Here is a 14,466-nt window from a genome sequence, read left to right on the forward strand (position 1 = left end):
CGCCATGTATTTATATACCGATTTCGACCAGCAGCTGGTTAATGAACGAGTTGCTCAGTTCCGTGATCAGACTGAACGCTATTTAGCTGGCAAACTTTCTGAAGATGAATATCGTCCATTACGTTTGCAAAATGGTTTATATGTGCAACGTTATGCGCCTATGCTGCGTATTGCTGTGCCGTATGGCTTAATGAATTCAAAACAATTACGTAAAGTTGCTGAAGTTTCAACAAAATATGATCGTGGTTATGCACACGTATCAACACGTCAAAACATTCAGTTAAACTGGCCTGCACTTGAAGATGTGCCAGATATTTTGGCAGAACTTGCAACTGTACAAATGCATGCTATTCAAACGAGTGGTAACTGTATTCGCAACACGACAACTGACCAATATGCGGGTGTGGTTGCTGGTGAAATTGCAGACCCTCGCCCAACATGTGAATTGATTCGTCAGTGGAGTACATTCCACCCTGAATTTGCATTCTTGCCACGTAAGTTCAAAATTGCTGTTTCTGCACTTGAAGAAAAAGATCGCGCAGCAACTGCATTCCATGATATTGGTGTTTATATCGTGCGTAATGAGGCAGGTGAAATTGGCTATAAAATTATGGCTGGTGGTGGTTTAGGCCGTACCCCAATCATCGGTAGTGTCATTCGTGAGTTTTTACCACGTGAAGATTTAATTGCTTACTTAGAAGCTGTTCTACGTGTTTATAACTTGCATGGCCGTCGTGATAACAAATATAAAGCGCGTATCAAAATCTTGGTTAAAGCATTAACGCCTGAAGTATTTGCACAGAAAGTTGAAGCTGAATTTGAACACACACGTGAAGCATTAAAAATTCAGCCAGAAATCTTGAAAAAACTGGATGAAGAGTTCACTCCGTTTGATTATCAAGATTTGGCAGATGAAGATTTCACGGATTTATTCGCTGAGCATCCAAAATTCAAACAATGGTTCAACATCAACACGCATGCACATAAAGTGAAAGGCTATCGTATTGTTACGATTTCTCTAAAACGTGCAGGCATCGCACCGGGTGATATGACCACCGAAGAAATGAATTTTATTGCAGATCTTGCTGATAAATATACGTTCGGTGAGCTTCGTACTACTCACGAACAAAATATTGCTTTGGCAGATGTGCCTCAAAAAGACTTGTTCGATGTATGGCAAGCACTTGAACAACACAATATGGCACGTGCACATATCGGCTTTATTACCGATATTATTAGCTGCCCGGGTGGTGATTTCTGTTCACTTGCAAATGCGAAATCAATTCCAATTGCTGAAGCGATTACACGTCGTTTTGAAGACTTAGACAAAGTTTATGATCTTGGTCATTTAGATCTAAATATTTCTGGTTGTATGAATGCTTGTGGTCACCACCACGTGGGTAACATCGGTATTTTAGGTGTAGATAAAAAAGGCGCTGAGTTCTACCAAATTACATTAGGTGGTAATTCAGACCATGATGCCTCTATCGGTGACATCTTAGGCCCATCATTTGCAGCAGATGCTGTTCCAGACGTTATTGAAGAAGTATTAAATACTTATCTTGATTTACGTACTGAAGGTGAGCGTTTCGTCGATACATATCGCCGTGTAGGAATTCAACCATTTAAGGAGCGTGCATATGCTTAATACAGCTCTACCAGTGCTTTATAAAGACGGCACGATTGCAGACAATACTTATCAAATCATTGCAGAAGATGGTGTGGTTCCTCAAGGTGATGTTGTTGTAACAACAGCTCAACTCGATCAATTAGCTAACGTTCAAGGCAAAAAAGCTTTGTATGTGACTGTGAGCGATTCACCAGAAGATCATACATTCCCACTTAGTGAACTTGATGCGATCTTTATTGAGTTTGCTGGCTTTGGTGATGGTCGAGGATATTCATTTGCAGCGTTATTACGTCGTCAAGGTTTCCAAGGTGAACTGCGTGCAACTGGCGATGTGTTTAAGGATGTCTTAAACTACTTAAAGCGCTCAGGTTTTGATAGTTTTGTAATTAAGGAAGGTAAAGATGTGCAAGAGGCGGCAGCTGGTTTGCAAGACTTTACCAACCCGTACCAAGCTTCAACAGCCGTACCGCAAGCAAGTTATCAAACTGGTGCTTAAATAATTTTAAATGAAGAAGCTGAACTTAGGTTCAGCTTTTTTTATAATTACTTTTTAATAAATGAATGAAGAATAAGAATGTTAGGCTTAATTTCAAAAATAAATCCCGGTGCTTGGTGGTTAATATTTGCTATCGCGACAGATGTGCTCTCAACATTTTATTCGGCTAAAGGCAATGGATTAGTTAATAAAACTGCTCAAGGAATTGCTCTAGTTTTATATATTGGGTCTTTTGCATGTGCAGCTATTGCTTTGAAATATATGCAGGCGGGAATTTTATATGTGCTTTGGTCTGGAATAGGTGTATTAGCAACTGCTTTTCTTGCAAAGATTTTTCTTGGGCAGAATATTGATGTAGCTGGATGGGTAGGTATAGGTTTTATTACCGTTGGTTTAATGATTATTGCGCAGTATTCTAATATTAATGTTTAAGACCCTTATAGAAATAGTAAGTGTCTCTATAAGGGGCTGATCTTAAAAAATATTATGTATCAAGCTGACAGTTAACCATCCACTTTATGCCAAACTGATCGGTAAATGCACCGTATAATGCACCCCAGAAAGTTTTTTCTAATGGCATTTCAACTTGTCCATTTAGAGATAGAGCATCGAACAGCTGTTTTGCTTTTTCTTGCTCATCTTTTTCAAGGTTGATTGCGATGTAATGATTATTACCTTTAGTAAATACACTATTCGGGGTACAGAATTGATCGATAGTGTCTGATGCCATGAGTACTGTGTACTCATTAATCGGTAGAGAAACGTGAAGCACTAAATTTTTTTCGGCTTCCGATAATGTTACACCCTCATTAGGTGGCATGTCGCTATAACGGCTCAGCATAGCAAATTCACCACCAAAGACCGATTTATAAAAATTAAAGGCTTGTTCTGCCTGACCTTGGAAATTGAGATAGTGATTGAGTTGCATTGTTATTGTCCATTGTTGTTTTCGTTTAAAGAAATAAGTTAAAACTTAAAAGTGATTTTGTGGGTCTTTTTTTGTAAATTTTTCATAAAAAATCCCACCGAAGTGGGATTTTAAACAGGTTTTAATTAAAGAATTTCAATGGCAACAGCTGTTGCCTCACCACCACCAATACAAAGTGCGGCAATACCTTTTTTACCGCCAGTACGTTTAAGCGCATGAATAAGTGTAAGAATAATACGAGAACCTGTAGAACCCACCGGATGACCTAGGGCACAAGCCCCCCCATTGATATTTACTTTCTCTGCATCAAGTTTGAAATCATCAATTGGGCACATGGTAACCATAGCAAATGCTTCATTAATTTCCCAAAGGTCAACGTCCTGAGCATTCCATCCAGCTTTTTTAAGTACTTTTTCAATAGCACCAACTGGAGCAATTGTAAATTCTGAAGGATGTTGAGAATTTGAAGCTGTCGCAATAATTTTAGCAAGCGGTTGTAAGCCGCGCTGTGCTGCAACTTCACTCGATGTTAAAACTAGTGCAGAAGCACCATCAGAAATTGAACTCGCGTTTGCAGCGGTAATTGTACCGTCTTTTGCAAAAGCTGGTTTAAGTGATGGGATTTTATCAATCTTGGCATTTAAAGGTTGTTCATCTTGGTCAACAATGACATCGCCTTTACGTGTAGAGACAATAACAGGGACGATTTCATCTTTGAAATAGCCTTCAGTAATTGCAGTTTGAGCACGTTTTAAAGAACGAATGGCAAAGTCATCCATTTGCTCACGTGTATAACCACGTGTATTTGCCATATCTTGAGCAAATGAACCCATTAAACGACCTGTTTCAGCATCTTCTAAACCGTCGAAGAACATATGGTCTTTAATTTCGCCATGACCCATACGGTAACCAGCACGTGCTTTGGGCAATACATAAGGAGCATTAGTCATTGACTCCATGCCACCTGCAACCACAATTTCAGCACTGCCTGCTTTGATCATGTCTGCTGCTTGCATCACGGCTTTCATGCCTGACCCACAAAGCTTATTAATCGTCACTGCACCTGTAGAATCAGGTAAACCAGCTTTACGCATCGCTTGACGGGCAGGGCCTTGTTTTAAACCCGCAGGTAGTACACAACCCATAATGACTTCTTCGACATCAGTAGGTTGCAAGCCTGCTCGTGCGATTGCTTCTTTAATTGTTACTGCACCTAGTTCAGGAGCAGTTAGACTAGATAGTGATCCTTGAAAACCACCCATAGCAGTACGAGCACCATTAACAATTACGATGTCAGTCATTGTTGTAATCTCCGATTGTTCTTTATCTCAAATTAAGAAAACATTAAAACTTAAGCAGTATATTGCAAAATGAGGGATGTATTGGTCTCGGCATTAGACTGTAGAGTTCTAACAATTTTTTAATTCTTCGACACGCACATGACCCATTTTGCTAAGAACTAATTTAAAATTTTTAAGCTGATCATAAGAACAGTAAATAAAACTACCATTAGACTCGATTGGAAGTCCCGAGCTTCCTTGAAAAACAATACTATTTTGTTTTTTACCAAAACGTTGTAATTTCATAGAACCATAAGTATGGTTAAGATCTATAGAGGTTAATAATTCTTCATTTAAATCATGCTGTAGATTGCGGTTACTATCTACGAAGCTGATTAAGTGTTTATTCCAATCTGTATTACAGATTACCTGATCTGAACTTGGACACAGAACAATGTTCTTATGCTGAATAATTGCGTCCGATTTGGCTTTTTGTATATGAATTGTGAGTACACGCGAGGTATTTTTTAATTCTACAGATGCCATAAATTGATGGTATAAAGGAATGGCTATAACTGACATAATCACAAGAATTACGAGGGTTATAGAGAGCTCAACTATAGTAAAACCAGGAGATCTAAACATTAAGAAACCTTAATATATGTATAAATAGAGCAATTTTATGTTTTCTGACAATGATTTATATTATTTTTTATAATAAGGAAACACAAAATTAAATAAGGGTTATCAGTTGGCTAGAATACTGGTAAAATCACCGCAAGCGAAACAAAGAAGTTATTCATTTTTGCTAGTTGAGTAAAAAATTACCGAATTACAACGGAAATTGTAAGTAATTTTGTCAATAATTTACTTGATTAAAATTATCAAGCACTTGGAAAGTTGATCAAGTGTTTGTATGATTCAAATGTGAATAGCTTAAAAATAATACTGGGGTAAAAATATCTCAGGGGCCAATAAATTTAGGCTGAGCTTGAACAACAATTGTTATCTCTGGAGGATATCCATGAAATTGAGTCGTATTGCACTTGCTACTATGCTTGTTGCTGCTCCATTAGCTGCTGCTAATGCTGGCGTAACAGTTACTCCATTATTGCTTGGTTACACTTTCCAAGACAGCCAACACAATAACGGTGGTGACAAAGGTAGTTTAACAAATGGACCTGAGCTACAAGACGATTTATTCGTTGGTGCAGCTTTAGGTATTGAGTTAACACCATGGTTAGGTTTTGAAGCTGAATATAACCAAGTTAAAGGTGATGTAAACGGTATTGCTGGTGCTCCAAATGCTGAATACAAACAAAAACAAATCAACGGTAACTTCTATGTTACTTCTGATTTAATTACTAAAAACTATGACAGCAAATTCAAGCCATACGTATTGTTAGGTGCCGGTCACTACAAATACGAGATTCCTGATCTTGGTTACCACACAAGTGAAGAAGGTACTTTAGGTAATGCTGGTATCGGTGCATTCTATCGCATCAACGATGCTTTATCTCTTCGTACAGAAGCTCGTGGTACTTATAACTTTGATGAACAATTCTGGAACTATACAGCTCTTGCTGGTTTAAACGTAGTTCTTGGTGGTCACTTGAAGCCTGCTGCTCCTGTAGTAGAAGTTGCTCCAGTTGAACCAACTCCAGTTGCTCCACAACCACAAGAGTTAACTGAAGACCTTAACATGGAACTTCGTGTGTTCTTTGATACTAACAAATCAAACATCAAAGACCAATACAAGCCAGAAATCGCTAAAGTTGCTGAAAAATTATCTGAATACCCTAACGCTACTGCACGTATCGAAGGTCACACAGATAACACTGGTCCACGTAAGTTGAACGAACGTTTATCTTTAGCTCGTGCTAACTCTGTTAAATCAGCTCTTGTAAACGAATACAATGTTGACGCTTCTCGTTTGTCTACTCAAGGTTTCGCTTGGGATCAACCGATTGCTGACAACAAAACTAAAGAAGGTCGTGCTATGAACCGTCGTGTATTCGCGACAATTACTGGTAGCCGTACTGTAGTAGTTCAACCTGGTCAACAAGCTCAATAATTTGAGTTTCTGAACAGTAAAAAAGCGACTCGTTAGAGTCGCTTTTTTTATTGTGATTTTTAAAATATTTTTCATTTCTCTATCTCCTTGATAATATGTACTCAATTGTTCATGGTTAGATCAGTTTTACCAAAAACCTTTTTTTAATTGCTGTTTAGTATCTTGTCTATCTCGACGATGCTGTGCACGAGGTTTTTCTGTCTCATGCATGCCACCTTTTTGAAGTAAAGGTGAAAGGGCTACGTGGTTGCGAGCCTTAATTTTTGGCATTTCTTTAATTTTCATGTTTTAACCTTTAATACATAAAACTTGTTTAAGTGTATGGACCACTTCAATAAGATCTGACTGGTTCGCTATAACTTCATCAATGTCCTTATAAGCGCTTGGAATCTCATCGACAACACCACTGTCTTTACGACATTCAATTCCTTGCGTTTGTTCAATTAAGTCTTGTTGATTAAAAAGTATTTTTGCCTTGCTTCGGCTCATTTTGCGGCCAGCTCCGTGAGAGCAAGAACAAAAAGACTCAGGATTAGCTTTTCCTCTAACAATATAAGAGCGTGCTCCCATAGAACCTGGAATAATTCCTAACTCATCTAAACCCGCTCTAATCGCTCCTTTTCTGGTAACTAAAAGATTTTCACCAAAATGGGTTTCTCGACTTACATAATTATGATGGCAATTAATTGCTTCTTTTGTCATTTGAAAAGAGGGTAGAAGAGGTCGAATTGCTTCTAAGATTAATCGCATCATTTCTTTGCGATTTTCGAAAGCATATTCTTGTGCCCATTCCACAGCTTCTACATAATCATTAAAACTATTTGAACCTTCAGCAAAATAACTTAGGTCTTTATCAGGTACATGCCCGAAGCGATGTTGTACTTCTTTCTTGGCAAGTTCAATAAAATAAGTACCAATGACATTACCAAGACCGCGACTACCTGAATGGAGCATGACCCATACATCTTGATTTTCATCAATACATAACTCTATAAAATGATTACCACCTCCTAATGTCCCTAATTGTTTTTGCCAAGTTGCATCAAACTGCCGAAGCATACGAACTAGACCTGGATGTTTCTTTATAATCGGTTGTAAACGCTTTTCGAGTGGAATAATACTCGACGCCTTAGCTTTGACCTGTTTATGTAAAGCAAAACCGACGGGTACTTTACGTTCGATTGCATCACGTAAACAGCTTAAGTTATCTGGAAGTTGTGATGCTTTTAGACTCAAACGAATTGCATTCATTCCACAACCAATATCTACACCGACTGCAGCTGGAATAATTGCATGTTTAGTCGGAATAACACTACCTACAGTCGCGCCTTTTCCTACGTGAACATCTGGCATAACAGCAATATGTGAGTATATGAATTGCAGTTGTGCCATTTTCTTTAGTTGTTCGATACTTTCACTATCTATATCTTGAGTGAAAATTTTAACCGGCACACCATACAGTGCCTCTTCGTTTAATATTTTTTGTATGCCCATAATTTTTCTCTTATTTTTCTGTCCGAATAGGCATAAAAAAACCTAGCGAATGCTAGGTCTTAAATTCGAGCATTCGGACAAGTGAATTAAATTTGTACACTTGTCCGTGAGCTGACATCGTGCCAAATCGTTACTGTGTTTTACCTTGTAGTGTTGGCATGATGTCCTCCTTTTTTAAAAAGTGCCGTTGAAAATCTGAACGGCATTTTACCTGTTTTTAACTAAAGATCAAGTTTTTGACATTTAGTTATTTTTGATTAGCTCTTTAAGCTTACTATTAATCTTGCTCTGGTTTTACATCCATTTGATCGTAAGGTATTAATTTAGTTTTATTTTTCCATTTATATCCGAGCCAAATTACTAAGAATAAAGGCAAGCTAATATAGGTAGAAAGTAAGCCCATCCAGTCAATTTTTCCACCTAAAACAGCTTGATAGTTTTGTCCTAAAATAATGACAGAACAAAGAATAAAGGCAAACCATGGAGCAAATGGGAAAAACTTAGCACGGTAGGCAAGATCGTCGAGCTTATAACCTTGAGCAATATAACCTTTACGGAAACGATAATGTGAAATTGCAATACCTAGCCAAACAATGAAACCACACATCCCAGACATATTGAGAAGCCAGTTAAAGACTTGTTTTTCCCCAATAAAAGTCGTTAAGAAGCAGAATGCAGCAATAAATGTAGTCGCATATAAGGCATTCATTGGAACACCACGATTGTCGAGTTTTGCAAACCATTTTGGTGCGCGGCCTTGTTGAGCCATATCAAATAACATACGGGTAGACGAATACATACCTGAGTTACCTGCCGACAAAATAGCTGTCAAAATAACCGCATTCATTAAGCTCGCAGCGAAAGCAAAGCCTACTTTTTCATAAAGCAAGGTAAAAGGAGAAAGTGCAACATTTTCTGTTGTCGCAGCTTGTAATAGGTTTGGATCATCATAGGCAATGAGTGTACCGATAATGAAAATACACAATACATAGAATAATAAAATTCGCCAGAAAATCTGTTTAATCGCAAGTGGTATCGTTTTCTTTGGATCTTTCGATTCACCCGCAGCCACACCCACCATTTCGGTTCCCTGAAATGAGAACCCTGCAATCATGGCAACACCAATCATGGCTTGTAAACCACCTACAAAAGGCGCATCTTTGTAAGTCCAATTACCAAAAGTGGCCACACCTGGTGTCAACATCACCTTAATAATCATGGCAATACCAATGATAATGAAGGCAACAATAGCGATAACTTTAACCATTGAAAACCAGAATTCGCTTTCGCCAAATCCTTTTACACTCATCGCATTAATCATAAAAATAATGACGAGGAAGAGCGCACTCCAATAGAACCCGGGAATATCTGGAAACCAGAACTTCATAATAAACTGTACTGCAACGAGTTCAAACGCAACCGTGATTGCCCAGTTATACCAGTAGTTCCAACCTAGTGCGAAACCAAAGCCTTCTTCCACATAGCGACTGCCATAGGTGAAGAATGCGCCAGATGTCGGTGTATGAGTTGCAAGTTCGCCCAAACTGGTCATTAAGAAATAAATCATGATACCAATGAGGGAATAGGCGAGTAACGCCCCACCTGGACCTGCATTTGCAATGGTTGACCCAGAAGCAAGGAAGAGACCTGTACCAATGGAACCACCAATGGCGATCATATTCAGATGACGAGCCCCAAGCTTTCGCTGGAGTTTTTCAGGAGCATGTGTTTCGCTCATGGAGATTCCTTACATAGTTTGTTATGCACAGGCATATAACACCTTAAAGCCTTGTAGATCAGTTTTAATCTCACACTGACCAAAGTGCTTCTCGATTAAGATTGGATAGTTTAAAAAACGGTTTGCTACAATCCATAGCTCACCTGATGCCTTTAAATGTTTTTTAGCGTTCTGGCAGAGTCCTTCACTTGCATCGTAGTTGGTATGAATACCTTGATGAAAGGGGGGATTACTGACAATGGCATCAAGTTCTGTTGGGGCGTCTGCAATTCCCGTAACGGGCTGCAATCTCAACTGGTCTGAACCTATTCCATTTCGACTAAAAGTCATTTCCGTTGACCGTAAAGCGAAGGCATCAATATCTAGGGCATGAATAATATTACTTGAATTTACTTTTGCCAAATAGCAACTGATAATTCCCGCACCACACCCGAAGTCGGCAATTCTACCTGATTTCACCTGATTTAGATAAGGGAGTAAAACAGCAGTTCCGACATCTAAATGATTTTGACTAAAAACGCCAGGTAGCGCGCAAATGGTAAGTTCTTGTTCATTTGCTTGAACAGTATAGGTTTTTAACCAGCTTTCAAGAGGTTTGATCTTTTCAGTTTTTTCAATTTTTAAATGCCATAATTGACAATGGCGTGCACTATCGAGTTTAAGTATCTGGCCAAAACTTTGTAATTGTTTAGCTGCTCTTTCAACACCGCCTTTTTTCTCGCCTACTAGAAAAACTGATTGATCAGCTTTTAAATGGCTCATCACTACATGCAATATATAGTTTAAAAGCTCTTTTGATTTAGGCACAAAAATTAAAGCCTGATCAAATTCTTGTGATGGAAACTCAACTGAGAAATGTGCTGGGGTACCTGTATTAATGAAACCTTGGTAGTCAGCATAATTCCATGTCCAGACTGAGGCATCAACCGCAGTAGGTAATTGACTGACTAAGGCATCATTGGGTGCATTAATCAACAAGAGTCTACCTTTTAAATAGTCTTGCTGTCTTAATACCACTTCACTTCTAGGATCCATGTACATCTCTCATGAAGAAGAATGCCCAGTGGAAACTGGGCAGTAATCAAAAAATTAAAAAATAGGTTATTTGTGGGTTTCAGGCAGAACAATATTTAAAATTAGTGCTGCAATACCACCTGTTGCTACACCAGAACTAAAAATATTTTTAAATAACTCTGGCAAGTGCTCCAAAATTTGTGGAACTTGGGCAACACCTAAACCGAGTGCAAGTGAGATCGCAATAATTAAAAGTGCGCGACGATCGAGATGGATAGATGAAAGAATGTTAATGCCTGAGGCAGCAACTGCACCAAACATTACCATAACTGCTCCGCCTAATACTGCCTGTGGTACAGCTTGTATTACACCCGCTACAGCTGGGAATAGCCCTAATATAATGAGTAAAGCTGCAATCCAGATCCCTACGTAACGACTAGCCACACCCGTGAGTTGAATAACACCATTATTTTGGGCAAAAACAGAACTAGGGAAAGTATTAAATAATCCTGCAAGTAAAGAGTTTGCGCCATTTACTAACACGCCACCTTTAATGCGTTGCATCCACTGAGGGCCATCTACAGGTTGGTTTGAAAGTTTGCTGGTTGCTGTGACATCACCAATTGCTTCTAATGAAGTCACCAAATAAATGAATGCCATTGGAATGAATAAGCCCCATGAGAAGCTTAAGCCAAAGTGCATCGGTGTTGGAATTTGAATGACTGGGGCGTCTTTTAGACCAGAGAAATCTAAATAACCCATGAAGCCGGCAAGAATGTAGCCAATAACTAAAGCAATCAAAATAGCTGAGCTTTTAATCCACACTATGCGTATGCGGTTTAAGATAATAATGATGGCAAGAACTGTACAAGACATTATAAGGTTATCAGAACTTGCAAAAGTATGATCTTGCATGGCTTGATAACCACCACCCATACTAATCAAGCCTTCCTTAATAAGTGTCAAGCCAATCAGAAGGACAACAATACCTGTCACAAGCGGAGTAATCAGTCTTTTTACCCATGGCAGAATTTGTGAAACACCCATTTCAATAAATGAACCAGCAATCACCACACCAAAAATAGCAGCCATAACTTGATTTACTGGTGTACCTGCAGCAACCATTGCACTACCGATACCAATAATTGGTCCAATAAAGTTAAAGCTTGTTCCTTGAACAATGAGTAGACCTGCACCGAAAGGACCAACTTTTTTGCATTGTAAGAAAGTTGCAATTCCTGAAATGACCAAAGACATGGATAAAATCATGTTAGTTTCGGTACGTGAAACGCCCAAAGCTAAACAAATGAGAAGTCCAGGTGTAACAATCGGGACAATAATTGCAAGCAAATGTTGAAAAGCTGCTAGAAAAGCCACGAAGGGTTTTGGTCGGTCATCTAGTCCATAAACGAGGTCAAGACGGTCTTGTGATGGTTGATTGGACATGGGAGTAAATACGCCGCAATTTCGCAAATTGGCGCTATTCTAATCGAGATACCTATCTTTACAAAACGAAATACAGACTATTGGAAATTTTTTTTGTCAATGTCAATAAACTGTCACTACTCAAGAGTAGTGTTTTTCTGTATAATTTGCCCTCAAATTTTAGGCGTTTCGAATTTTCATGTCAGATATCAAAAATCTCCGTAATATCGCAATTATTGCGCACGTCGACCACGGGAAAACCACACTTGTCGATAAACTACTTCAGCAATCAGGTGCTCTCGGTGACCGAGCAGGCGAGATTGAGCGTGTCATGGACTCGAATGCGCTTGAAAGTGAACGTGGTATTACCATCTTAGCGAAAAACACCGCTATTACTTGGTTAGACAAACGTACAGATACAACTTACCGTATCAACATCGTAGATACCCCGGGACACGCCGACTTCGGTGGTGAAGTAGAACGTGTAATGTCGATGGTTGACTGCGTACTACTTCTTGTTGACTCACAAGAAGGCCCAATGCCACAAACTCGCTTTGTGACTCAAAAAGCCTTTGCTCGTGGTTTAAAACCAATCGTGATTATCAACAAAGTTGACAAGCCAAGTGCTCGTCCAGACTGGGTAATCGATCAAGTATTTGATTTATTTGATAACCTTGGTGCAACTGATGAGCAACTTGATTTCCCAATCGTTTATGCATCAGGTTTACGTGGTGTAGCGGGTCCTGCTCCTGAAGAACTTGCAGAAGACATGACTCCGTTGTTCGAAACGATTGTAGACATCGTTGAGCCACCAGCTGTTGATGTTGATGGTCCATTCCAAATGCAGATTTCATCACTTGACTATAACAGCTTCGTAGGTGTTATCGGTGTTGGTCGTATTCAACGTGGTTCTGTAAAATTAAATACTCCTGTTACTGTAATTGACAAAGAAGGCAATACACGTAACGGTCGTATCTTAAAAATCATGGGGTACCATGGTTTAGAGCGTATTGATGTTGATTCTGCATCTGCGGGCGATATCGTATGTATTACTGGTATTGATGCACTTAACATTTCTGACACGATTTGTGATCCGAAAAATGTTGAAGCATTACCACCTTTATCTGTAGATGAACCTACAGTGTCTATGACTTTCCAAGTAAACAACTCTCCGTTTGCTGGTAAAGAAGGTAAATTCGTAACTTCACGTAATATTCGTGAACGTCTTGACCGCGAATTAATTCACAACGTAGCTTTACGTGTTGAAGATACTGACAGTCCAGACCGTTTCAAAGTATCTGGCCGTGGTGAACTTCACCTTTCAGTTTTAATTGAAAATATGCGTCGTGAAGGCTTCGAATTAGGTGTATCACGTCCGCAAGTAATCATTAAAGAAATTGATGGTGAAAAACAAGAACCTTACGAAAACGTAACGTTTGACGTTGAAGAGCAGCACCAAGGCGCTGTAATGGAACAAATGGGTCACCGTAAAGGTGAAATGACCAATATGGAAGTTGACGGTAAAGGCCGTATCCGTATTGAAGCAACTGTTCCTTCACGTGGTTTAATTGGTTTCCGTTCTGAATTCTTAACCATGACCTCTGGTACTGGTATTATGACTTCAAGCTTCTCTCACTATGGTCCTCTTAAACAAGGTACTGTTGCGAAGCGTCAAAACGGTGTGTTGATTTCTATGGTTCAAGGTACATGCTTGGGCTATGCATTATTCAGCTTACAAGACCGTGGTCGTTTATTTGCTAAACCACAGTTAGAAGTTTACGAAGGTATGATCGTAGGTATTAACTCTCGTTCAGACGATATGGTTGTAAACCCAACTAAAGCGAAACAGTTAACTAACGTTCGTGCGTCTGGTACTGATGATGCTTTAACTTTAACACCTGCAATTGAATTTACGCTTGAACAAGCTCTTGAATTTATTGAAGATGACGAGTTAGTAGAAGTTACTCCAAAATCAATTCGTATCCGTAAGCGTTACTTGACTGAAAACGAACGTAAACGTAACCGTGATAAATAATTTTTCTTAAATGAAAAAGAAAAACCGCTAAATTCGTTTAGCGGTTTTTTATTGCTTACTGGTAAAGCTGAAAGTAAACTTAAAGTCATATTTTTCTTGTAAGCAAATATGTTGTTAAAGTGTGAAATAGCTTTCTTTTTTTGAAAAAAATATTAAATTATCAATATCATGGCGAGTACTATCTAGACGGATAAGAGGCCAGTGAAAAAAGAAAAATATGATGTGTTCCTCCCCCCTACATCTGGAGATGTTTAGATGAGTATTATTCAAGAATTTAAAGAATTTGCCATTAAAGGCAATATGATGGATTTAGCCATTGGTGTAATTATTGGTGGTGCTTTTGGCAAAATCG

The 14,466-nt window shown here is 38.8% G+C and carries 14 protein-coding genes; 6 read left to right on the top strand and 8 right to left on the bottom strand.

All coding sequences use genetic code 11. The annotated features are described in order from the left end of the window. Positions 1-4: 4 nt before the first annotated feature. From J582_RS07905 to J582_RS07915, 3 genes are all read left to right on the top strand, one after another. The gene (locus J582_RS07905) at positions 5-1,648 is read left to right on the top strand and encodes a nitrite/sulfite reductase (RefSeq protein ID WP_004712033.1); all 1,644 of its coding nucleotides are present in this window, start codon (positions 5-7) and stop codon (positions 1,646-1,648) included. Next, positions 1,641-2,126: a DUF934 domain-containing protein gene (locus J582_RS07910; protein WP_017394128.1), complete on the top strand. Its 486-nt coding sequence runs from the start codon at positions 1,641-1,643 to the stop codon at positions 2,124-2,126. Before J582_RS07905 ends, J582_RS07910 begins: the two co-directional genes overlap by 8 nt. 78 nt (positions 2,127-2,204) lie before the next feature. After that, entirely contained in the window at positions 2,205-2,558 is a 354-nt protein-coding gene (locus tag J582_RS07915; protein WP_002051463.1) for a DMT family transporter, read from the top strand. 52 nt (positions 2,559-2,610) lie between these two features. On the opposite strand, the gene J582_RS07920 is transcribed toward J582_RS07915, so the two are convergent. The 3 genes from J582_RS07920 to J582_RS07930 all read right to left on the bottom strand — a co-directional run bounded on the left by J582_RS07920 (position 2,611) and on the right by J582_RS07930 (position 4,979). Beyond that, on the bottom strand, positions 2,611-3,054 hold the full coding sequence (locus J582_RS07920; protein WP_017394127.1) for a VOC family protein: 444 nt from the start codon (positions 3,052-3,054) through the stop codon (positions 2,611-2,613). A 125-nt stretch (positions 3,055-3,179) separates the two neighbouring features. Beyond that, entirely contained in the window at positions 3,180-4,355 is a 1,176-nt protein-coding gene (locus tag J582_RS07925; RefSeq protein WP_032047694.1) for a thiolase family protein, read from the bottom strand. A 108-nt stretch (positions 4,356-4,463) separates the two neighbouring features. Next, positions 4,464-4,979: a GspH/FimT family pseudopilin gene (locus tag J582_RS07930; RefSeq protein ID WP_016804645.1), complete on the bottom strand. Its 516-nt coding sequence runs from the start codon at positions 4,977-4,979 to the stop codon at positions 4,464-4,466. Between the two features lie 379 nt (positions 4,980-5,358). Between J582_RS07930 and omp38 the strand changes: the two genes are divergently transcribed. Continuing rightward, positions 5,359-6,408, top strand: a complete 1,050-nt coding sequence (gene omp38 / locus J582_RS07935) for an outer membrane protein Omp38 (RefSeq protein WP_032047696.1) — start codon at positions 5,359-5,361, stop codon at positions 6,406-6,408. 126 nt (positions 6,409-6,534) lie between these two features. On the opposite strand, the gene J582_RS26950 is transcribed toward omp38, so the two are convergent. The 5 genes from J582_RS26950 to J582_RS07960 form a co-directional block, all read right to left on the bottom strand. Further along, the gene (locus J582_RS26950) at positions 6,535-6,693 is read right to left on the bottom strand and encodes a hypothetical protein (RefSeq protein ID WP_032047697.1); all 159 of its coding nucleotides are present in this window, start codon (positions 6,691-6,693) and stop codon (positions 6,535-6,537) included. 3 nt (positions 6,694-6,696) lie between these two features. Next, on the bottom strand, positions 6,697-7,902 hold the full coding sequence (locus J582_RS07945) for an RtcB family protein (RefSeq protein ID WP_032047698.1): 1,206 nt from the start codon (positions 7,900-7,902) through the stop codon (positions 6,697-6,699). Positions 7,903-8,179: 277 nt separating this feature from the next. Further along, entirely contained in the window at positions 8,180-9,640 is a 1,461-nt protein-coding gene (locus J582_RS07950; RefSeq protein WP_006580341.1) for an amino acid permease, read from the bottom strand. A gap of 21 nt (positions 9,641-9,661) precedes the next feature. Next, positions 9,662-10,675: a class I SAM-dependent methyltransferase gene (locus J582_RS07955; RefSeq protein ID WP_002051385.1), complete on the bottom strand. Its 1,014-nt coding sequence runs from the start codon at positions 10,673-10,675 to the stop codon at positions 9,662-9,664. Between the two features lie 66 nt (positions 10,676-10,741). Further along, positions 10,742-12,100 (bottom strand): uracil-xanthine permease family protein, encoded by a 1,359-nt coding sequence (locus J582_RS07960; protein ID WP_032047700.1) that lies wholly within the window; start codon positions 12,098-12,100, stop codon positions 10,742-10,744. A gap of 178 nt (positions 12,101-12,278) precedes the next feature. Here J582_RS07960 and typA point away from each other — a divergent pair, with 178 nt between their 5' ends. Both typA and J582_RS07970 read left to right on the top strand, forming a co-directional pair. Further along, positions 12,279-14,114 carry a translational GTPase TypA gene (gene typA / locus J582_RS07965; RefSeq protein ID WP_001280092.1) on the top strand — a complete coding sequence of 612 codons (1,836 nt, stop codon included), beginning with the start codon at positions 12,279-12,281 and terminating at the stop codon, positions 14,112-14,114. 255 nt (positions 14,115-14,369) lie between these two features. Continuing rightward, the coding region (locus tag J582_RS07970; protein WP_032047701.1) for an MscL family protein at positions 14,370-14,466 on the top strand (97 nt) is incomplete at its 3' end.

It is taken from the genome of Acinetobacter sp. 1566109 (assembly GCF_000582255.1).
Taxonomy (GTDB): domain Bacteria; phylum Pseudomonadota; class Gammaproteobacteria; order Pseudomonadales; family Moraxellaceae; genus Acinetobacter; species Acinetobacter nosocomialis.

What these genes read in the sequence shown, in the direction of transcription:
- J582_RS07905 (WP_004712033.1), top strand. Translation starts at nt 5, where the DNA reads ATGTATTTATATACCGATTTCGACCAGCAGCTGGTTAATGAACGAGTT.
- J582_RS07910 (WP_017394128.1), top strand. Translation starts at nt 1,641, where the DNA reads ATGCTTAATACAGCTCTACCAGTGCTTTATAAAGACGGCACGATTGCA.
- J582_RS07915 (WP_002051463.1), top strand. Translation starts at nt 2,205, where the DNA reads ATGTTAGGCTTAATTTCAAAAATAAATCCCGGTGCTTGGTGGTTAATA.
- J582_RS07920 (WP_017394127.1), bottom strand. Translation starts at nt 3,054, where the DNA reads ATGCAACTCAATCACTATCTCAATTTCCAAGGTCAGGCAGAACAAGCC.
- J582_RS07925 (WP_032047694.1), bottom strand. Translation starts at nt 4,355, where the DNA reads ATGACTGACATCGTAATTGTTAATGGTGCTCGTACTGCTATGGGTGGT.
- J582_RS07930 (WP_016804645.1), bottom strand. Translation starts at nt 4,979, where the DNA reads ATGTTTAGATCTCCTGGTTTTACTATAGTTGAGCTCTCTATAACCCTC.
- omp38 (WP_032047696.1), top strand. Translation starts at nt 5,359, where the DNA reads ATGAAATTGAGTCGTATTGCACTTGCTACTATGCTTGTTGCTGCTCCA.
- J582_RS26950 (WP_032047697.1), bottom strand. Translation starts at nt 6,693, where the DNA reads ATGAAAATTAAAGAAATGCCAAAAATTAAGGCTCGCAACCACGTAGCC.
- J582_RS07945 (WP_032047698.1), bottom strand. Translation starts at nt 7,902, where the DNA reads ATGGGCATACAAAAAATATTAAACGAAGAGGCACTGTATGGTGTGCCG.
- J582_RS07950 (WP_006580341.1), bottom strand. Translation starts at nt 9,640, where the DNA reads ATGAGCGAAACACATGCTCCTGAAAAACTCCAGCGAAAGCTTGGGGCT.
- J582_RS07955 (WP_002051385.1), bottom strand. Translation starts at nt 10,675, where the DNA reads ATGGATCCTAGAAGTGAAGTGGTATTAAGACAGCAAGACTATTTAAAA.
- J582_RS07960 (WP_032047700.1), bottom strand. Translation starts at nt 12,100, where the DNA reads ATGTCCAATCAACCATCACAAGACCGTCTTGACCTCGTTTATGGACTA.
- typA (WP_001280092.1), top strand. Translation starts at nt 12,279, where the DNA reads ATGTCAGATATCAAAAATCTCCGTAATATCGCAATTATTGCGCACGTC.